Origin of the sequence: [Flexibacter] sp. ATCC 35208 (assembly GCF_001975825.1) — a bacterium.
In the GTDB taxonomy this organism is placed as follows: Bacteria; Bacteroidota; Bacteroidia; order Chitinophagales; family Chitinophagaceae; genus Chitinophaga.
The window spans coordinates 13,261-32,219 of sequence record NZ_MTKN01000080.1 but is presented as its reverse complement, the minus strand read 5'-3'; the positions used below and the strand labels follow the sequence as shown (position 1 = coordinate 32,219).

General features: G+C 41.0%; 21 protein-coding genes, 1 tRNA gene and 1 pseudogene. 9 read left to right on the top strand and 14 right to left on the bottom strand.

All coding sequences use genetic code 11. The annotated features are described in order from the left end of the window. Positions 1 to 217: 217 nt before the first annotated feature. From BW716_RS30865 to BW716_RS30855, 3 genes are all read right to left on the bottom strand, one after another. Positions 218 to 1,423 carry an IS4 family transposase gene (locus BW716_RS30865; RefSeq protein WP_083729929.1) on the bottom strand — a complete coding sequence of 402 codons (1,206 nt, stop codon included), beginning with the start codon at positions 1,421 to 1,423 and terminating at the stop codon, positions 218 to 220. A 152-nt stretch (positions 1,424 to 1,575) separates the two neighbouring features. Further along, entirely contained in the window at positions 1,576 to 3,015 is a 1,440-nt protein-coding gene (locus BW716_RS30860) for an ATP-binding protein (RefSeq protein ID WP_083729928.1), read from the bottom strand. Between the two features lie 490 nt (positions 3,016 to 3,505). Beyond that, positions 3,506 to 3,685, bottom strand: a complete 180-nt coding sequence (locus BW716_RS30855; protein ID WP_235643983.1) for a helix-turn-helix domain-containing protein — start codon at positions 3,683 to 3,685, stop codon at positions 3,506 to 3,508. A gap of 21 nt (positions 3,686 to 3,706) precedes the next feature. Here BW716_RS30855 and BW716_RS30850 point away from each other — a divergent pair, with 21 nt between their 5' ends. The 5 genes from BW716_RS30850 to BW716_RS30830 all read left to right on the top strand — a co-directional run bounded on the left by BW716_RS30850 (position 3,707) and on the right by BW716_RS30830 (position 7,439). After that, positions 3,707 to 4,090 carry an SDR family oxidoreductase gene (locus BW716_RS30850; RefSeq protein WP_083729926.1) on the top strand — a complete coding sequence of 128 codons (384 nt, stop codon included), beginning with the start codon at positions 3,707 to 3,709 and terminating at the stop codon, positions 4,088 to 4,090. 54 nt (positions 4,091 to 4,144) lie between these two features. Next, positions 4,145 to 4,768: an NADPH-dependent F420 reductase gene (locus tag BW716_RS30845; protein ID WP_083729925.1), complete on the top strand. Its 624-nt coding sequence runs from the start codon at positions 4,145 to 4,147 to the stop codon at positions 4,766 to 4,768. 307 nt (positions 4,769 to 5,075) lie between these two features. Then, complete coding sequence (locus tag BW716_RS30840) at positions 5,076 to 6,017, top strand: zeta toxin family protein (protein WP_083729924.1); 942 nt, start codon at positions 5,076 to 5,078, stop codon at positions 6,015 to 6,017. A 4-nt stretch (positions 6,018 to 6,021) separates the two neighbouring features. Further along, complete coding sequence (locus BW716_RS30835) at positions 6,022 to 6,276, top strand: hypothetical protein (protein ID WP_083729923.1); 255 nt, start codon at positions 6,022 to 6,024, stop codon at positions 6,274 to 6,276. A gap of 143 nt (positions 6,277 to 6,419) precedes the next feature. Further along, positions 6,420 to 7,439 (top strand): cupin domain-containing protein, encoded by a 1,020-nt coding sequence (locus BW716_RS30830; protein WP_083729922.1) that lies wholly within the window; start codon positions 6,420 to 6,422, stop codon positions 7,437 to 7,439. Position 7,440: 1 nt separating this feature from the next. Here BW716_RS30830 and BW716_RS30825 read toward each other — a convergent pair whose 3' ends face one another. From BW716_RS30825 to BW716_RS37185, 10 genes are all read right to left on the bottom strand, one after another. After that, positions 7,441 to 8,769: an HlyD family secretion protein gene (locus BW716_RS30825; protein WP_143709135.1), complete on the bottom strand. Its 1,329-nt coding sequence runs from the start codon at positions 8,767 to 8,769 to the stop codon at positions 7,441 to 7,443. A gap of 10 nt (positions 8,770 to 8,779) precedes the next feature. After that, complete coding sequence (locus BW716_RS30820; RefSeq protein WP_083729920.1) at positions 8,780 to 10,966, bottom strand: peptidase domain-containing ABC transporter; 2,187 nt, start codon at positions 10,964 to 10,966, stop codon at positions 8,780 to 8,782. After that, complete coding sequence (gwsS, locus tag BW716_RS30815; RefSeq protein ID WP_083729919.1) at positions 10,963 to 11,997, bottom strand: grasp-with-spasm system SPASM domain peptide maturase; 1,035 nt, start codon at positions 11,995 to 11,997, stop codon at positions 10,963 to 10,965. Before gwsS ends, BW716_RS30820 begins: the two co-directional genes overlap by 4 nt. A 6-nt stretch (positions 11,998 to 12,003) precedes the next feature. Continuing rightward, positions 12,004 to 12,222 carry a hypothetical protein gene (locus BW716_RS30810; protein WP_083729918.1) on the bottom strand — a complete coding sequence of 73 codons (219 nt, stop codon included), beginning with the start codon at positions 12,220 to 12,222 and terminating at the stop codon, positions 12,004 to 12,006. A 3-nt stretch (positions 12,223 to 12,225) separates the two neighbouring features. Continuing rightward, positions 12,226 to 13,251, bottom strand: a complete 1,026-nt coding sequence (gene gwsG, locus BW716_RS30805) for a grasp-with-spasm system ATP-grasp peptide maturase (protein WP_083729917.1) — start codon at positions 13,249 to 13,251, stop codon at positions 12,226 to 12,228. 11 nt (positions 13,252 to 13,262) lie between these two features. Further along, entirely contained in the window at positions 13,263 to 14,234 is a 972-nt protein-coding gene (locus tag BW716_RS30800) for a DUF6624 domain-containing protein (RefSeq protein WP_143709134.1), read from the bottom strand. 54 nt (positions 14,235 to 14,288) lie between these two features. After that, the gene (locus BW716_RS37200; RefSeq protein ID WP_179091352.1) at positions 14,289 to 14,453 is read right to left on the bottom strand and encodes a hypothetical protein; all 165 of its coding nucleotides are present in this window, start codon (positions 14,451 to 14,453) and stop codon (positions 14,289 to 14,291) included. Positions 14,454 to 14,658: 205 nt separating this feature from the next. Then, positions 14,659 to 14,823 carry a hypothetical protein gene (locus tag BW716_RS37195; RefSeq protein WP_179091351.1) on the bottom strand — a complete coding sequence of 55 codons (165 nt, stop codon included), beginning with the start codon at positions 14,821 to 14,823 and terminating at the stop codon, positions 14,659 to 14,661. Positions 14,824 to 15,042: 219 nt separating this feature from the next. Then, a complete protein-coding gene (locus BW716_RS37190) occupies positions 15,043 to 15,195 on the bottom strand; it encodes a hypothetical protein (protein ID WP_179091350.1) in 153 nt (50 codons plus the stop codon). Positions 15,196 to 15,517: 322 nt separating this feature from the next. After that, a complete protein-coding gene (locus BW716_RS37185) occupies positions 15,518 to 15,679 on the bottom strand; it encodes a hypothetical protein (protein ID WP_179091349.1) in 162 nt (53 codons plus the stop codon). Between the two features lie 123 nt (positions 15,680 to 15,802). Between BW716_RS37185 and BW716_RS37180 the strand changes: the two are divergent. From BW716_RS37180 to BW716_RS30790, 4 genes and pseudogenes are all read left to right on the top strand, one after another. Continuing rightward, positions 15,803 to 16,424 (top strand): annotated as a pseudogene (locus BW716_RS37180) (dihydroxy-acid dehydratase). 50 nt (positions 16,425 to 16,474) lie between these two features. Continuing rightward, complete coding sequence (locus BW716_RS38640) at positions 16,475 to 16,717, top strand: dihydroxy-acid dehydratase (RefSeq protein WP_179091346.1); 243 nt, start codon at positions 16,475 to 16,477, stop codon at positions 16,715 to 16,717. A 31-nt stretch (positions 16,718 to 16,748) separates the two neighbouring features. After that, on the top strand, positions 16,749 to 17,012 hold the full coding sequence (locus BW716_RS38635; RefSeq protein ID WP_179091345.1) for a dihydroxy-acid dehydratase: 264 nt from the start codon (positions 16,749 to 16,751) through the stop codon (positions 17,010 to 17,012). A gap of 237 nt (positions 17,013 to 17,249) precedes the next feature. Continuing rightward, a tRNA-Ser gene (locus BW716_RS30790) sits at positions 17,250 to 17,334 on the top strand. Between the two features lie 716 nt (positions 17,335 to 18,050). Here BW716_RS30790 and BW716_RS30785 read toward each other — a convergent pair. After that, positions 18,051 to 18,908 (bottom strand): recombinase family protein, encoded by an 858-nt coding sequence (locus BW716_RS30785; protein ID WP_083729915.1) that lies wholly within the window; start codon positions 18,906 to 18,908, stop codon positions 18,051 to 18,053. Positions 18,909 to 18,959: the final 51 nt, after the last annotated feature.

Genomic DNA, 18,959 nt, shown 5'->3' with positions numbered 1-18,959 from the left:
AGTATAAACAACTTCAATACCAGACAGCTTTATCCTTGCTGTGAAATGGAAAGTCTTCAGAAATATTTCTAAATGGCATTAGATATACAGTTTAATATATAATTAATCATTATTGTCCGGGTAAAACCGGGTTAAAAGATGCTTGTATGCTTTGTAGTCAAGGCATGCAAGGGTAAATATTATGTGTTAAAAATATGGGGGAGCTACCCCATATTTTCTAAGTTGAAAAATCAAACGACGCATTATGAGTTTTCCGCCAAGCCTTATAAGTGTCTTTGATGAACTCCAACAGGCCTACATAACTCATTAAATGTAACCGGATTACCGTAATCATATTTGCAAATGATTTTTTGGTATCTGCTTTTTTACGGATTACAACCATTAGCAATTGAGCGATCAGTACGCAATAAACCTGCATTTTGATGGCGTTATCGCTTTCTCCCCAAAAGTATCGTAGCGGGAAGTTCTGCTTGATCTGTTTAAAGAGCAACTCTATCATCCAGCGGTTTTTATAAATAGTAGCGATTTTTGATGCTGGCAGTGTAAAATCATTTGTGATATACACCAGCCTCTTTCCTTCCTTTGTTTTATAAGTTACCCGCCGCAGCTTTAGCCGTTCTGTTACCGTTCCATTTGTTTTAATTCCGACAGTAATATATTGTTCCTTTATCACCCCAATCGACTGTTTTCGTTTGGTTTTATCTATCAATACTTTGGTTACATGGAAGACTGCATTATCTTTCATGCGACTCACGAACCATACTTTTTGCGTAGTCCATTTGGCAAAATGGTGGTAAGTATTATATGCTTTGTCAAATACCAACCAGCTACCGGCAGGTAATTTCAAATGATACAGGAACTTCCTGTCATGCTCTTTAGCTGCTGTGATCCTGATAAACTCAGTAACTCCGCTAAATGCATCCATCATCGCGTGTACTTTTATCCCACCCTTTTTACGGGAACCATCCAATCGGTTTCGACCTACGCCCTGCAACATATCACTGAATAAGGATATCGTGGTACTGTCAATAATCTTCAAATTGCGGATACTCAAGCCCCTCAGGCGGCTGTCCGAGATAAATGAATGATATTTCTTCAGCAATCCGTAATATATCGTTTCAAAGACCTGGTAGCTTCTTTTATTGTTTGCGTCTGATATTGTACTGCGCGCAGGAGCTTTATCCAGTCCTAAATGAGATAATTTACCCTCACAAGCCAGCATGCCTTCACAAAGCTCCCGTAGACCATTACAATAGCTGAATACCCCGTACAGCAACGTTATCAGATGAACTCTTAGTGGTAGCCGCTTGTAATAGCGGTTTGATTGATGTTTTCTATTGGCGGATTGTATTAGTGAATTTGGTATTACATCCAATATTTGTGATAAAACCGGCTGTCCGGGAAATTTCTTAATTTCACCCATCGTTAGTTATAGTTTTTGTGTGGTAACTCAAACTTAACTAATATGGGCGGTTCTTCGGAACTGCCCTTTTTATTTTAACTTAGAACTTTAGTCGGACAACACTGATAATTAATGAATAAAAAACTATCTCCTTAAATACTTAAATTCTTTGTTCATTTAAATAGATCTTCCAGGATAATATCATTTTGAACCAAACCCGGTTTATACACATTATTTTTGGTTCCAAATGTAGTCACCATCACAAGAAATAATGTCTTCCTTGATTTTGTTTTCTGCTGAAATATATTCAATTTATTTTTTAGCTCTATTGAGTAAGTTTTATCTATTGAAAATTCCGAAGTTGAAAACTTCATCTCACAGATACTTATACAAAAATCATTTCTATCAAGTAATAAATCTATCTGAGTTACTGTCCCTTCATCATCTTTTTCTGATACATATCTCCAGATTGATTCTTCAGTATAAACACCTGAAATACCTAAAGCAACTTTTATTTCCTTTGTATGCTTCAGACAGATGCTTTCAAATGCAAGTCCACTCCAGCTCTTCCATGTAGGTTGAGCCGATAATTTTATCCATGTTCCTTCGCCAGATGCCCGACCATTTTCAATATACTTTAGATAAAATCGGGAATACTCATCACTCAGTTTATATATATTATCCCTGACATTTTTCTCATAAGGAATATAATTTGTGATAAATCCAGATTCCATCAATTCATCAAGGAGTAAGGTCGCCCTTCCTCCACTGGATAAGCTACAGGCTGCAATAATTTCTTTACGGGTGAGTCCAGCTGGAGCATTATTTAACGCTTTAACCACCGCAACATGCTTATCAGCTTCTGCAAATAGTGATTGATACAAATTATCAAATTCATTTTTTAATATCCCATCCTTAGTAAAACAAAGTCTATCAATAGACTGCGCAGCGCTAAACCCGGCTTCCACCTCTTTCAGATAATGAGGAATTCCTCCCATCACCATATAAAGCTGAACAATCTGATAAAGTTCCAGTTTAACATTTCTGCTCTCCAAATATTCTTTTGTTTCAGCAAGAGTAAAAGGTAACAAACGGATTTTTTTTGTAATTCTATTATGAAGCCCACCTTTGTTATTGACAACTTTTTGTATCATCCACGAAGCTGCTGATCCGCAAATTATTAATATGAGATTATCTTGCTTAGTACCCCATGAGTTCCAGAAATATTCAAATGCAGATAAAAAACCGGATTTAGGTGTATTTAACCAGGGAAATTCATCCAGGAAAATAACACATTTTCCCTTCTTCAACAGTGGCTCACTATACTTTTTTAGCATCCCAAAAGCTTCCGTCCAACCAGGAGGCACTTCTGGTAATCTCTCCTGTTTCATAACTTCGGCTATTTTATTTCTGAAATTTCCCAATTGCTCCTTTAATGTAGCATTGTGAACTCCCGAAAACTCCAAAATCATTTTACTATTAAAGAATTCCCTTATTAGAAAAGTCTTACCTACACGTCGCCGTCCAAAAACTGCAATTAACTCAGCTTCATCAGATGCTAAAGCCTTTTCCAGAATTTTTTTCTCTTCTTTACGACCTATAAGTGGTTTCATTTTTATAAATGTTATTTTTATCACTAACGGCTGAAATTCTATATCCGGCCATAACTNNAGTTATGGCCGGATATAGAAATAAGATGGGCCATAACTATTAAAAAAAATGACACTTATGGCCGGATATAATCTGTCCTTAGAATAGCATTTATATAATTCTAAGAAATATGAAGACTGAACGTTACACTGCTAACAGTAGTATTTGCAATTAATTTAACTAATAAATGTCTTAATATGAGATAAATCTTCTGCGAACCGGTTCGAAAGTTGTTCTCTGTAGCCCGCAGATAACAAAAAGCGCTGATTTCTCAGCGCTTTTTGTTATTAGTGAGAATCACTATCGAACTCCGGCTTTTTGAAAAGCTTAATTCCCCCTCTTTTATTCTATTTGCTACACAAAGGCTCTTGCTTCGTCTGACTATACTTTGTAGTTATCACATTTGCTTCTAACCCATTTCCTGATATATAGAACGATGCTCAACAACGAACATTATTTCCCGACAATTTTCTTTCGGTGTACTATTCCCCAATCTGCAAGATTACTGATGGTGGTTTGTAGCGTATTGCCGTGTTCCGTAAGTTCATATTGAACCATTATGGGTTGTGTGTTAAAAATGGTTCGTTTTACCAACTCGTTTATTTCTAATTCCTTTAATTCTTTGCTCAACATTCTGTTGGAAATTCCGTCCACATCATTCAAAATATCGGAAAATCGTCTTTTCTTATCGCGTCAAATGCAGCGCATCGGGCATATCCGTCTTTTACGCTTTATGGTGCTGCAAAAGCGGCTGTGATCCATTTTGCAAAGGGATTTTCAAACGACCTTTTAGGTAGAAAGATTAGGGCAAATGTAATATCACCAGGCACAACAGATACACCAGTATTTGACAGGTTTGTTCCTGCAGAACAACTTGAAGCTGTAAAAAAATACTGGGCAGATGTAATGCCGATAGGCAGAATTGGGCAACCATCTGACATTGGTAAAACAGCTGTTTTCCTGGCTTCTGATGATTCTTCATTTATGCTTGGTGCTGAGCTCCTTGTTGATGGTGGTCTAAGCTATTTGTCTAAATAATTACCCCCACGCTGGCGCCAGTTTGTAACTCGTGCCATTAAAACAATTTTCAAAATGAGTAAATCAGAAAACAAAGTTGCGGGATACGCAATTATCGGCTTCGGCAATATCGGCAAGGCATTGGCTAAGGCGTTTGCCCGCAACGGCATCGAAGTATCCATTGCAACCACTCGTGACCCGGAAAGCTTTGTATCCGCCGCGGCCGCGATCGGCCCCGTAGTCATTCCCACTACACTGACGGAAGCCGTCAAGGCGGACATCATCTTTTTGGCTGTTCGTTTTGAATCGCTCTCGGATGTCGCAAAGTCACTGCCCACCTGGCAGGGGAAGATCATCGTTGATGTGACCAATGCCTACGGTGTGCCGCCTGAGAAGCTGGGAGGACAGCCTTCTTCCAGCTTCGTCGCACAGGCATTCACTGGTGGAAAACTGGTTAAGGGCTTCAACCATTTGATCGCTGCCATTCTTGACCAGGATCCGGCCGTACATGGTGGCAGAAGAGTCGTGTTCCTTGCGAGCGATGATGACGGCGCAGTAGCGGAGATTGCTGCGCTTGCAGAAAATATCGGTTTTTCACCAATCAAACCTGGCGGGCTATCAGAAGGCGGACTGCTTGTGCAAGCACGCGGAAATAGCTGGGGTCGACTCATCTTTCAGGACCAGATCAAGTTCGACTGATAAATCTTGATGCAAATTTCGATGTAATCATGCCTCGTGGATGGGCATACGATTGCGTTGTTTAGTCCCGGATAGAGAGATGGGTTTTATGCGAGTTATATTCGGTTTGTTAATGATGGGAAGATAGGTAGGTTGGTGACGGATTTTGGAGTGATTGGTGAGGAGGCATAAAATGATTGAAAGAGATTGAAAGCCTGCGCTGTGCGCGGGCTTTTTTTGGAGTATCAATGCTCAATTGGATTTTTTATATGGTACAGGTTTAGAAAAAAAGTAATACAGTTGTAGTAAATTAATTCAACCAAATATCATGGGTAGATACGCAAGATTACTCTTAGATATTAATCAGGTGGATCATTTTCTTACTACTGTGTTGGAGTTTGAACCGGAAGAAGATGAAAGAGATATTGCTTTTAAAATTGTGAGCAGTGAGAAGGCATTGATTGACTATGATAATCCAGGGGTACATACATTGATGTACGATAATTATCGTGATCGGAATTATAAAACGGAGGCTGCAAGGTGGGCGCTAAGGAAACAAATTATTGATGAATTGATAACGATGGTAAGGCTGGATGATGATGATGAGATATGTTTGGGGAAAGGTGGCGCTTTGCCTACTACGGGGGTATGGGCGGAAAAGAAGGCGTTTCTAATCATTGGGCTGCCGGCTTCAGGGAAATCAGGCATTAGTAATATGATTGCGGATAAAAATCATGCGATCATTATTGATTCGGATTATGCGAAGAGGAAGTTGCCTGAGTTTCATAAATTACCATGGGGGGCGTCGCTGGTGCATCTTGAATCCAGACAAATCACATCCGGGTTTCGGGATAATCCTAAGAAAATTAAACCATTGCAAACCTTATCAATTGAGAAAGGTTATAATATCGTTATACCCTCAATAGGTAATAATGCAGAAAAACTCATCAGAACAGCCGAAGACCTAAAAAGGGTAGGTTATGAGGTGCATCTTACACTAGCCGCTCTTCCTAAACGCCAGGCTACAATTCGGGCGCTCAGGAGATATAACCAGTCAGGACGTTATGTACCGTTAGGCATGATCTTCGACGATTTAGGAAATGATCCGAGTTTGACATATTATTTTCTAAGATGCCAGAGGAGTGATCTATTTAAAAGTTTCGGAGCTATTTCCACAGATGTCGAATTGGGACAACCATATGTTACCGTTAATCTGGAAGGAGATAATCCAGCAGCCATGTTCAGATTCGAAACAATAAACTTAAATTAATAATATGTCAAAAGTAGAAAATCATAGAGGAAAGTTAGGTAATACAAGTAAAAACCGTCCCAAAAGCAAAGAATTTTCTCGTAAAATCTCACAAGTTGCAGCAAAACGTGCTGTGCATAATAATCAATTGAGTACGCTTGCATACAAGGAATTAGTGAGAAAGCATTCAGCAGCGATTGCTTTACTTTGCGAGCAAGAGGAAGATACACTCGATTACGTGATTTTAGGTCTTCAACAAATGAAAGCCGATAAACTTTAGTAAGTTGATTCCATATTTTTTTGAGCCTGCGCTGTGCGCGGGCTTTTTTTGTCGCATCATTGGAACTTCCAGCTTATGAATATCGTAACTCATCCATATATAGCATAATATTGGTAGCATTCACCCCATAAAATCCAACAGCCATGACATTCAAATACGCTTTAGAAAAGCAGCCCCCCAGAACATCCCCTGGTGGCATCACCCGTGGCGCCGCTGGAAAGGAATTCCCAGCCTCTGTAAATTTAGCAGGTGTGAGCATGCATTTACACCCCGGCGCTATGCGGGAATTACACTGGCATGCCAATGCCGCAGAGTGGGCATATGTGATTAAAGGAAATGTACGAACTACGACAATTGATCCCAGCGGTCAAACATACATCGATCTGTTCGGACCCGGTGATGTATGGTATTTTCCACGAGGTTATGGGCATGTATTGCAGTGTATTAGTCAGGAGCCCTGTCACTTTATTTTAATCTTTGATAATGGAGACTTTTCTGAAGATCATACTTTCAGTATCACAGATTTTGTATCCAGCGTACCTCCTGAAATTGCCGCACAGAATCTTGGATTGACGCTGGAAGAAGTAGCTACCCTACCTCAGAAAGAAGTATACTTCGCACCAGGGAAGTTGCCGGATGTGGGCTCTGGACTGGCCGTAGCAAGAGAGCATGTAAGTCTGACCTCTCCACATCGATATCCTTTAGGTGCACAGATGCCTAAATTAGTGCCAGGAGCAGGTACACAGCGAGTCGTGACACAGCAGGAATTTCCGATTTCCAGAACGATTACAGGATCTGTTTTTGAAATAGAACCAGGTGGATTAAGAGAGTTACACTGGCACCCGAATGCTGATGAGTGGCAGTATTTTATTCAGGGAAGTGCGGAGATGGGCGTGTTTCTTGCAGAAGGACAGTTTGTAAAAGATCAGTTTGAGGCAGGAGATATAGGATATGTACCAATGGGCGCAGGGCATTATATTAAGAATACAGGGGAGGAAAAATTGATCGTACTATTAGGTTTTAATAGTGGGAATTATGAAGCCATAGATTTGAGTATGTGGTTGAGCGGAAATCCAAAAGATATATTGGAAGCCAACTTTGCCACATCAAAAAGTATTATTGAGAAGTTTCCGAATAAGGAGGAATTTATTATTAAGAAATAATTTACGGTCTGATCGCTTTAGCAATACTAAAATACAACCGCTGTGGCAAACGCATATTGCGGGTAATGACTACTGCTTTGGCTTTCAGACCGGTTTTATATTGCATCCTGATATGATGATTGGTTTCCAATCCGTTATTCAGGCGAATGGTGGCGATGAAACCACTATCTGTAGCGACTTTGGAAACATAATTCAGCGTGCCAGGTACAAACCCAAACTCCTGATAAGGATATGCATAAAACCTCAATTGTACCTGCAGACCTGTATCGATTTCACCGAAGTTATTTTGGGGTAAGTTTAATTGTGCATAGTATTGTGTACCTGTTGGATTGACATAACCCAATAGTTTCCCTGCCTGTAAAAACTGTTTATCCTGCAAAGGGACTACAAATGAAAGCACGCCATCAATAGGAGATTTAATCACATACTTCATTTCCCAATCTTCAATTGTGCTTCTAAATGTCTGTAATGATTGCTGAAATATAATGTTTTGTTGTGTCAGGTCATGTTCCAGCATATCTATTTCATTCTGCTTTTCCCGCTGCTGAATTTCATTGGCCAGCATGGTGGTTTTTAACTGAGGGAGCAATAATCTTTTATTTACCAGTTTACTTTTTGCCTGACGTAAGTCTTCACGGGATAATACCTTCTCATTTAATAAAGAGTTATTCATATTAAATGATTCCTCTGCCAATTGTATATCCTCATTTGTCATCTTCTCCTGATTCAATAAGGAAGTATTAATTTGTTGAAGAGAGGAAATATCATTTTTCAGTAATTGCTTCTTGTGGTTATAAAAGCCGTTTACAAGGTAATCATTGTAAACCTGTAATGCGGTAATGAAGGTTTGATAGGCAGTCTGTAATTCGCCGAGATGATTATAATGCTTTTCGAATAACTTCGATACCTTGTTGGTACGGCCATCAGCCAATAAACGTAAGCTGCTATCGAGGCGAATAGAGAGATCAGCTACCGATGCATGATCAGCCGTGCTTTCAATCCAACCGATGACCTGGCCGGCGGCAACGGTATCGTCGTTATGTCCCCATAAGCGAATGAGCCGGCCTTCCTGTCGGGAAAAGATCTCCTTGGGTGCATCACTGGCTGTCAGGTAGGCACTCGCCTCTACCGTGTTAGGTGAATGAATAAACCAGGTAGATGCAAATAACAGGCATAGACCCGTTAAAAATATGATGACAGCCCATTTGTCCATAAAGTCCGGCTTCCTGTCTATGATCTCCTGCATAGCCTCTGAACGGATCACTACCTCCTTTTTAGGTACGTGTCCATTTAATTGTGGCGGAGGTGTTGGTTGCGTTATTGTAGGCATGCTGTTTTGATTAATTGCCAAGTTCAAGCTGGTTCTTTACCAGCTCATAATATCTCCCTTTTATTGCAGACAGGTATTCATGTGAACCCTCTTCTACTATTCTTCCTTCATGTAGTACGATGATCTTATCTGCGTTCTTCACGGTGCTTAAACGGTGAGCGACGACCACTACGGTACGCCCGCGAAAAAACCTGTCCAGACTTGCTGTGATAATCTTTTCATTATGCGCATCCAGTGCATTGGTAGCCTCGTCGAAGAAAAGATATTTCGGATCTTTGTAGAGTGCTCTCGCTATCAGTAATCTTTGTTTTTGACCCTGGCTCAGTCCAACGCCTTCCGCACCTAGTTGCGTATGGAAACCATTAGGGAGCGATTCTATGAAGGATAAGATGTTGGCTATTTTACAACATTGTACCAGTTTTTCGTAGACCATGAGCTCCTCTCGCACTGCTATATTGCCAGCGATCGTATCGTTGAAAATGAAACCGTCTTGCAGTACCGCCCCACATTGACTTCGCCAGAAACCAGGACTGATGAATTTAAAGTTGCTATCCCCAATTTTGATATCACCATCGAACTGATGATAGAATTTCAGCAATAGTTTTAATAAAGTCGTTTTGCCACTACCACTGGCACCTACGATGGCAGTGACACTGCCTTCAGGGATCTCTAATGTGATATCTTTTAAGACGGGGAGATTGCCCGGTCCAGGGTAGGCAAAGGAGAGATCCTTAATATCTATCGTTTTGTTTTCCGGAAGATTGGCAATAAACATACTGTCAACAGGTTCCTCATCTTTCAGCTGGTGCACTTCCTGCAATCTTTCAAGGCTCATTTTGGCATCCTGTGCGTTTTGGACAAGACTAATGAATTGTTCCAGCGGACTATTGAGCTGACCTACTATGTACTGTACCGCCAGCATAGTACCCAACGTAAGATTGCCTTCGATGACCATTTTTGCCACTAAAAAGGTGATCAAAATGTCTTTGGATTGGTTGATGAACATGGCCCCTGTCTGTTGCCATTGTTGATAACTAAGGCTTTTGAGATTCAATTTGAATATGAGCGCCTGAATATTCTCCCACCCCCAACGCTTTTGTTGTTCTGCATTGTTTAGTTTAATCTCATGCATGCCCAGCACCAACTGAAGTGTCGTATTGTTTTCCTTTGCTGATAACTGAAAAGTTTCAAAGTTGAGTTTGCGGCGGATAGGCAGAAAGATACTGATCCAGAGAAAATACAATACACTGCCGGTAAGAAACACTTCGAATAACAACATGCTGAATGTAGCCAGGATGAATGCATATACAAAGAAATTAATCAACGAGAACAAGGTATTGAGTGCCTGCCCGGTGAGGAAATTTTGTATCTGTTTATGATCTCCAATTCGCTGCAAGGTATCTCCCGTCTGGTGCGCATCAAAATAGGAAATGGGCAACCGGCTTAATTTTATCCAAAAATCAGAGAGAATAGACAGGTTCAGGATGTTAGATACTTTCAACAACAACCGGCTACGAATAAAGTCGACTACTGTTTTGCTAAAGGTCAACATCAGTTGTGCTACCAATATCACCACGATGAATTCCATGTTCTGTATGGTAATACCCGTATCTACGATGCTCTGTGTCAGAAAAGGGAAGACCAGTTGTAGCAATGCACCTACCAAGAGTGTGAGCATCACCTGCGTGATCTGCCAGCGATTCTGACGTAAATAGGGAAAAAGCGCCTTCCAGGTAAACTTCTTCTGCTCTTCTCCCGCATGTTCATAAAACGCAGGAGAAGGTTCTAATAGCAATGCGATCCCCGTCGTTTCTCCATCGCCATTTTTATGAGAGATCCAATGTTGCAGAAATTCCTGTTGTGTGAGCGTTTCAATACCACGGCCAGGATTCGCTATTTTTATACGCTTAGCCACACTTAATAAAACAATGTAGTGGTTCTGATCCCAGTGCAATATACAAGGTAGGGTGACATGCTGTAAACGCTCATATGTCAATTGTACGCCACGGGTTCGAAACCCAATCTTCTCTGCTGCATCACTGATTCCAAAGAGCGTCACGCCTTGTCTGCCAAAGCCCGTCATCTGCCTGAGCGTATCCGCATTGTAATGGCGGCCATAGAACCTCGCTATCATGCGCAGACACGTAGGGCCACAATCCATTGCGTTTAGTTGCTTATAAAATACGAACGATTTCAAATGCTGATGCTTGTTTGAGATAACTCATAATTACCCATCCATTCTGCCTGGAATGGATCATATCCACATTTTGCAGGCTTACTATATATGTCTGCCTCATCTTGCCTGTAAGCCCTGCAATCTGTACAGATATATCGGAACTCACAGCTTTTGCAGGTGGTTACCTGATCTTTTGTAATAGACCAGATATCTTTGAATGTTTTGTCAGCCAGTGCCTGTGCCAATGTGGTGTCAGCGATATTTCCATATGACTGCTGCATGGAAGGACAGTTTTTAATATCCCCATTTGTATCAATGGAGATCTTCCTGTTCAGACAGCTATTAAAAGATAATGCTTCCAGGAATTTTTTCTGGTTGCAGGAGAAGTTGAGTTTGTTGATCGTACCACAGCAGGTGCTATTGGGAATAACCTTGTCCGTACCCATTACCAATGGCGGGAATGCGGAAACATCCAGATCCGAAGGACAGGAATGCAGCACTATGGTGACCACACGCTTGTAGGTGTCTTGTATATGTTGCAGGGTTGCGGCGTTACAATATTGTTCATCGTAGGTTAATAACAAGTCGATGGATCTCACCATTGTGTTATTCACGCTTTCCAATATAGTAATGAGTTGCGCACAAGGAATGGTATCAAAGCATCTTATCTCTACTGCTATACAACCCAGCTCATCGAGCTGAGAAAAAATCTTTTCGTAATCATGCCCGGATGTACTGTCGATATCAACTATACAATTGGTGATCTCGTAAGGCATCTCCCATTGCTTGCTGATAGGTGGATAATATTCAGGATACTTTGTAAAGAAAGCAAACTCCTTATTGATCAGAAAGGAGATGTATTCATCAATGGTCTCATGTGAATCTGCGGGGAATTCTGCTTTGATCTCTTCTACTGAATGACCATCATAGCGGGTAATGAAGTCATACAATGAGTTGGGAATAAATTCATAATTATTGCGCTGTACATCGCATATCACACTACGGCGTGCCCCTTTTACAGGCATACAACATTCAAAGAGTTTAATCTTCATAGTCAGTTATTTTTTCAGGAGATCATTTTCCCAATCTACTATCTGAGAGATGGGTTTAAAAAACGCCATGCAGGGATATTTTTCAGAATTATGCTTCCTGCTTTTTTCAAATCTTATGTGGTAAGAGTTGGACTGGCTCACAAAATATACGGATACGGGAATCCTTGTTCTCTCTGCCGGGTTAAGTGCATTGAGGTAAGCGGTTACATTTTTTTCTTCTGCCATTGGTTAATTTTTTAAAGGAATCAGGTCACTTTCTATCAGACTGGTGGCAACTATTTTCTCGAGTTGGTAATTGCAGGGTTCAGAGACCATTCCAAATTGTCCGCCATGGTTGACTTCGAGGAAGACAAACTTGCCATCTGTCGTGAGGATGATATCCAGGGAACCGGTATTTAAACCCAGGTCATTCATCAGTACAACAATCCTGGCAGCGAGATCATCGGGGATTTTGAACGGCACATTGCGGTTAGGTGTTTGGATGTTGTATTTACGGAAATCAATACTGGTTTGTTTATCCAAAGTTGAAAAGATGGCCATGGGATAACATTTACCTTCGAGATAATACACGCGTAATTCCACATCCTTTTCCACCATTTCCTGGAAGGAGGAAGGATAAAAATGATCAGGCAAATTGTTGATGACTTCTTCTGATACTATTTCAGTAAATCCGGCCAGCAGCTCTCCGCTAAAATTAAATAGTCCGGCTTCGCTCATGGCTTTTACAATTATTCTTTTATGATGGCTGAAGTAAAAATTGTACAATTCCTCTCTTGAGCTGGTAATAATAGTATCAGGAATATCTATACCTGCCTTCTTTGCAGCTAGTAATTGTTGATATTTAGATGGGTTCTTTTTCAGGTGGTTGGGAGAACCAATGATCTTCTTGTTTTTAATCTGGCTGAAGAATATCTCGCTGATGATCTTAAACTCTTCCGTTCTGAATTCATTAATATCCTCTTCAAACTTCTTTTCTTCAAGTGGAGAAATCTTTGGAAAAGTAGCATGAAACGACCAGCGCCGATACCAAATTGCATTGATATCGGCGAGGTTCAACTGTCTGCCGTTATAAGTGATTAAAGGTTGTTCAGCAGGATGATGTTCATTCCCGATTTCAATATTTATGCGATGCAGGCTGTTTTCTACCAGGTCATTCCCATTGATGCGGATGAAATTTGCTTTTAAATAGAAAAGCCAGTCCATTACAATTTCCGTGGTAAACTCAAAACTAGCATGACTTATAACCAATATCATCTGATAAGTTATTAGTGGTTATTCAATAGTTTCATCATTTGGAGGTATTCTTCTATTGGTACCAGACCTACTTCTTTTCTGCGCTGGTTCAGGTTGGCTTCATCTTCGACGGGCCATATTCCTGATTCTACTTTTATTTTTCCGGTACTATCTCTCGTGGTGATATAATTCATTTGCGTACCGTACAACTGTTTTTCGCCAGTGTTCTTTCTTACACGATCTGTGAGGTAAGCATAGTCTTTGGCACTGGCTTCATTCATGTCAACGGCTACCTTCATTTTCCGGAGGTATTCTTTTTGAAATGCGGTGTCGAAGTCAGCATGTTGAGCTATGATCCAGGAGATGTGTGCGGCTTCTTTGCCGATATCGCTTTTCCACAAATATCCGTCTTTGGCAAACAATTGCTTCAGGTAATCCACATTTTTTCGGAAGGTATTATCCTGTAAAGAGTCTATTGCTTTATCAGTATACTGTGGATAAGCACATGCATATCTTCTTTTGAAAGTACCTATACGCTGGTACTTTTGGTCGATATAAAAAAGGTAGTCCAACTGCTTTGCTACTTTTTCATTCGTGATGCTATTTGTTTTGCAATAATCCGTGAATCGGGCGTCAAGTTCTTTTATTAAGGTTTTCCATTTAGCGCTACCATGAAGTTTTTCAAACTCTGCTGTATAACGGATAAAGTCCGCCTGTCTATAGCCGGAGTCTATGATAGCAAAGAGTAAATGGAAGGTACTGTCCGTCTTGCCATTCGCCATAAAACCAATTGCCAGGTTAAAGAGGACTTCCGGATCATGATGTTTTATCTCAGCGAGTTGCTGATAGGATTGAATACTCTTTTTAAAATCTCCACTGAAATAGGCTGCATCCCCTTCTTTGATAAGGTTTTGAGCCTGCAGATCATTATCCAATAAAATTAATCGCTGTCCTGATAATAACTGTGACATAAGCATGCCTGTAAAAAGCAATATTGCCTTCATTATAAGATATTTGGAAGGGCAGGTCATAGTAACCCACCCTTCTGTTTAAAGATATCAATCACCATCAGCGTCATCATAATCCTGAGCAGTAGATGCACCGAGATCTGTAGAGTGTGGCAATGTGCCTGTTAAAGTTGGGGCAGCACTGCCACCATGCAAACAAAGCATTTCTTCTCTTGTGAGACACTTCTCCTGTGGAGTGAGTTTTTCGAGTTTCATGGAAATTGGGATTAAAGGTTATTAATTGTCTGCATCATCATAGTCCTGGACTGTCGATGCGCCGACGTTAGTGAAGTGGGCTTTCGTACCCGTTAATGATGGTGCGAGGATACCTCCATACAGGGAAAGCATTTCCTCTCTTTTGAAGGATTTCTCCTGAGGAGTGAGTTTTCCAGTTGCATGCGAGGTAGACTAATTATTGTGATCAATCACCATCAGCGTCATCGTAATCATCAGCTGTAGATGTGCCGAGGTCTGTGCTATGCCAGTTTGTACCTGTTAAGGTTGGATTGACGTTACCACCGTGCAGAGAAAGCATTTCTTCTCTTGTGAGTGATTTCTCCTGTGGAGTGAGTTTTTCGAGTTTCATAAAAACTGGTTTAAATGGTTAATAAAAAAAGACTAAGATTGTTGATCATTGTCTGCATCATCATTAGATGCGCCGAGATCTGTTGTGTGCCCTTGTGTGCCGGTTAAGAATGCAGAAAGGCCACCGCTCAGTGTGAGCAGCTGTTCGCGAGAAAGGGTTTTCTCCTGGGAAGTGATTTTTAGAGACTCATAATAATTGGGTTAAGTGATTAAAAAAAGATTAGTCAGCATCGTCGTAATCTATTGCTTCTTCCGTTCCGGTAAGATGTGCGGCACGGGTGAAGGTCTGCGAAGGCGTATTGCCACCTGCTAATGCAAGCATTTGTTCCCTGCTAAGAGTTTCATCAGAAGGGTTGAGTTTTTCCAGTTTCATACTTTTTGTTATTTAAATGATGAAGATCCAGGCATGACCGTTCTGTTCTCAATAATTATTGAGAATAAAGCAAGGCATAAATGTCCACTCCCAATATTCGTTATAGAGAAAGTAAAAGTAGATGATCACTATTTATCAGTCTGCGTACTGATCATCCCTACTAATGGCTGTAAATGATCCGAGATCCTTGTTATACGCGCCTTTGGTGGTAAAGTATTAAACATTCTTTGGTGGGGGGAAGTTTCTCACGTTGCATGGACATTGGATTAGCTAAAGTTAACTAAAATAGAACATTCTTAAAAGCGACCTTATATTAATGGCATCAATCTGAATCGTTGTCCTCATAATCTGTTGATGCAGATGCTCCGGGATCTATGCCGGTAGGGCCTGATAATGTTGATGAAGGAGCATTTCCTCCCTGCACAGTTAATAATTGGTCTCTAGTAAGGTTATTTCCCTGAGCTACGATTTTTTCGAGTTGCATAGAACAGTGGGTTAAGGTTACCGAATTTAAAAAAAATTCCTGTAGAAATAACATCAATTTTTATGAAAATAATATTTTAAGGACTTTTTAACGACGTCGGCCGACTCTGCCATTTTTTCGATTTTGACTGATGAAGATTTTAACAACCCTGCTATTGGCGTTGCAAATTCATTTATTGAAATTATTCCAGGGCACTTTTTCCTGAATAATGTAGCGGAAATCATTAAGGATGAAATTCTGGCGAATGGCTGCGTGCCGTTTGAATTCAACACGATCGGTGTTGACGACGGTATTGCGATGGGGCATGAAGGTATGCTGTATTCATTGCTGAGTAGAAAACTGATTGCAAGTTCGGTGGAGAGTGTGATGAATGCACATAAAACGGATGCCATGATCGCGATTCCTAATTGTGATGAAATTGTGCCAGGCATGATCATGGATTCACTCAGGGTGACTATACCTACTATGTTTGTGAGCAGTGGACCTATGGCGAAAGGGTATAAGAAAGATGGTACTCCTATCGATATGGCTACTGCTTTTGAAGCGGAGGAAAACATACAGCAGGGATACTGTGTGTAATGCCTGTCCCAGTGGTGGTAGTTGTTCCGGTATGTTTACAGCGAACTCTATGAATACGCTGATGGAAGTGATGGGTATTGCGCTGCCAGGGAATGGAACGATACTCACGCAAACACCTGAACGGGAAGCATTGTTAGAAGAGCAGCGAAGAGAATTTGTGAGATAGTAAAAGATGATGTAGCAAGAGAACGATTCAGGCTGGCGGGGGTGAATGCGATGAATAAAAGAGGCAATGGGGTGTTAATTGATCACCTGACGGTGAGTGGGGAGACGATCTTTGAAAAGATTGAGGATGCGGAGATTAAGGACGAGCGGATCATTCACCAGATTGATCATTCTTATAATCAGGTAGGTGGATTGGCGATTTTGTATGGGAACCTGGCGGAACATGGAGCGGTGATTAAGACGGCGGGTATTACGGGTGCCAGGGTGTATACGCGGGAAAGCGGTGTGTTTTGATGGGCAGCCGAAGGTGATTGAAGGGATATTGATGGGGAAAGTGAAGGCCGGAGATGTGGTGGTGATCAGGTATGAGGGGCAGAAAGGCGGGCCTGGGATGCAGGAGATGCTGACACCGACGAGTTTGATTATGGGGGGGATGGGATTGGGTAGTTCTGTGGCGTTGATTACTGATGGAAGGTTTAGTAGGGCGACGAGGGGAGCGTCTATTGGACATGTGTCACCGGAGGCGCTGAAGGGGGGTGATAGGATTGTAGAGATGAGATTGATATGGATAGGCATACTTTGGAGGTGAGATTGGGGAATGAGGAGATAGAAAAGAGGAAAAAGGAGTTTATGGTGGTAAAAAAGGTGTTGACTTCAAGATGGCTGAGGTAGTATAGGGCGTTAGTGACGAATGCTAGTAGTGGCGCGGTTTTGAGGAGTGATTTGTAGGTGTTTTTGGGCGGGTTGGTGAGATATATTTGAAAAATGTTTTACACATTTTGAAAAAATATTTGGAGATTTTCATTCAGTTTTTCACATTTGCAGCGGAGAAATGGCAGAGCGGTCGAATGCGGCGGTCTTGAAAACCGTTGACTGTAACAGGTCCGGGGGTTCGAATCCCTCTTTCTCCGCTAAGAGGGACTGATTATCTAAATGATGATCGGTCCCTTTTTCGTTAGAATCCGTATTGCCCACCTGTTGGGCAATACGGTTGAAAATATAATTGACTGTTGGAGTTCGAAATGACTCATTTTGGCGGTCATAGATGATTCCGTTGGGGAATATGAGAGTTTGTAGCTTTTCTTTTGCACCTGTGTTACTGGAACGCCATACCATAGCGAGATTGGAAGAAAGAGCTATGGCTTGGTTTATTACTTCTTCAGGGTTCGAAATGCTTCCTGAACATTTTTCCAGTTTGGTGGAAATGAGATTCCGCTCCTTACTATACCGGGAATAAAACTTATCGAACGTCTCCTGCCCTATTTCTTTTAATACATACCTACTTTCCTCCAAGCCGTCGATCTTGTTATCTACCTCCTTTAATTGGGCGGTTAATATTTTCTGTTGTTCCAAATTTTCCCTGTTCCTGTCATAATACTCTTCAATAAGTACCTTTCTAAGGGATGCTATCTGATTATCTTCAAAACAGAATTGACTTAGTAACTGCTCAAACAGTTCGTGCATCCTATTGGCGCTTCTATTGCATTTACAGCCATCCTTTCGGCACTTGTAATACCACAGTGATTTTGCTTTGACTACATAACCTGTAAATGGCTGGTTGCAGGTATCACATTTAATGAAGATTTTAAGGGGTACAGCATCTTGTTCTTTTTTGTGTGGTACTCCATTATCCTCCCGAACCCTGATGAATGTTATTGACCTTTAAAAAGATTTCAGGGCTTATCATCTTTTCATGGTCACCTTCGACTATTTTACCTTCCAATAGCCCGTGGTTAATCATACCGCAATAGAACGGCCGTTTAAATATCTTAGTTAACTGCTGCTTATACATCTTAACTCCCATAGCCTTCAGCCTGGAAATAATTTCCTCATTCTTCATACCCTCAGCCTTCCAGATAAATGCCTTTCTGATCTTTTTACCTACCTCGTTCACAACAATCTTACGCTGGCCGTTAATCTTCACTATATCATATCCCTGTGGTGGCTTAGTAACCCAAATACCTTTGTCAAATTTTTCTATCATACCTGCTACTGCCTTTTGCTTACGAAGTTGATTATCGTACTGACTAAACAAAAACGTGATATTTTGATGCAACACACCACTAGGATTAGATGTATCTGTTGGCTGAGTTACCGCAAATATGGTAACACCATAATTCTCCCTTAATTCCTCTGCTAATTTAATAGCAGCACCTCCTGTTCGGGAGAAACGATCAAGCGTATAAACTAATATATGGCTCACTTTCCCCTTGCGGGTTTTAATAAAGTCCATCATCCGATTAAACTCTTTACGACCGTCGGTTTTAGCGCTTTCATAAGTACCTCCAAAGTAACCGATGATACCCAAATTGTTCTTGCGGGCAGATTCTTCGATTGATTTACGCTGAACATCCAGGCTTAAATTATGGTCTGCCTGTTCCTTACTGGATACCCTGGTATATACCACTGCTGCCTGTGCGGCCACTTTAACAGGTTGTTTTTTGGAATAGTTTCCAAATTGTTTAAAAGCGTTAATAATACTCATGCGGCTAATTTTTCAGGTGATGGATTAAGATTTACAAATGGTGTCTCAATG

Coding starts and splice junctions, on each gene's coding strand:
- BW716_RS30835 (WP_083729923.1), top strand. CDS start 6,022: ATGTCAAAAGTAGAAAATCATAGAGGAAAGTTAGGTAATACAAGTAAA.
- BW716_RS37185 (WP_179091349.1), bottom strand. CDS start 15,679: ATGCAACTCGAAAAAATCGTAGCTCAGGGAAATAACCTTACTAGAGAC.
- BW716_RS37200 (WP_179091352.1), bottom strand. CDS start 14,453: ATGAAACTCGAAAAACTCACTCCACAGGAGAAGTGTCTCACAAGAGAA.
- BW716_RS30840 (WP_083729924.1), top strand. CDS start 5,076: ATGGGTAGATACGCAAGATTACTCTTAGATATTAATCAGGTGGATCAT.
- BW716_RS30810 (WP_083729918.1), bottom strand. CDS start 12,222: ATGGCAGAAGAAAAAAATGTAACCGCTTACCTCAATGCACTTAACCCG.
- BW716_RS30830 (WP_083729922.1), top strand. CDS start 6,420: ATGACATTCAAATACGCTTTAGAAAAGCAGCCCCCCAGAACATCCCCT.
- gwsG (WP_083729917.1), bottom strand. CDS start 13,251: ATGATATTGGTTATAAGTCATGCTAGTTTTGAGTTTACCACGGAAATT.
- BW716_RS30785 (WP_083729915.1), bottom strand. CDS start 18,908: ATGAGTATTATTAACGCTTTTAAACAATTTGGAAACTATTCCAAAAAA.
- BW716_RS38640 (WP_179091346.1), top strand. CDS start 16,475: ATGAATAAAAGAGGCAATGGGGTGTTAATTGATCACCTGACGGTGAGT.
- BW716_RS30865 (WP_083729929.1), bottom strand. CDS start 1,423: ATGGGTGAAATTAAGAAATTTCCCGGACAGCCGGTTTTATCACAAATA.
- BW716_RS30855 (WP_235643983.1), bottom strand. CDS start 3,685: ATGTTGAGCAAAGAATTAAAGGAATTAGAAATAAACGAGTTGGTAAAA.
- BW716_RS38635 (WP_179091345.1), top strand. CDS start 16,749: ATGGGGAAAGTGAAGGCCGGAGATGTGGTGGTGATCAGGTATGAGGGG.
- BW716_RS30800 (WP_143709134.1), bottom strand. CDS start 14,234: ATGAAGGCAATATTGCTTTTTACAGGCATGCTTATGTCACAGTTATTA.
- BW716_RS30860 (WP_083729928.1), bottom strand. CDS start 3,015: ATGAAACCACTTATAGGTCGTAAAGAAGAGAAAAAAATTCTGGAAAAG.
- BW716_RS30825 (WP_143709135.1), bottom strand. CDS start 8,769: ATGCCTACAATAACGCAACCAACACCTCCGCCACAATTAAATGGACAC.
- BW716_RS37190 (WP_179091350.1), bottom strand. CDS start 15,195: ATGAAACTGGAAAAACTCAACCCTTCTGATGAAACTCTTAGCAGGGAA.
- BW716_RS30845 (WP_083729925.1), top strand. CDS start 4,145: ATGAGTAAATCAGAAAACAAAGTTGCGGGATACGCAATTATCGGCTTC.
- BW716_RS37195 (WP_179091351.1), bottom strand. CDS start 14,823: ATGAAACTCGAAAAACTCACTCCACAGGAGAAATCACTCACAAGAGAA.
- gwsS (WP_083729919.1), bottom strand. CDS start 11,997: ATGAAGATTAAACTCTTTGAATGTTGTATGCCTGTAAAAGGGGCACGC.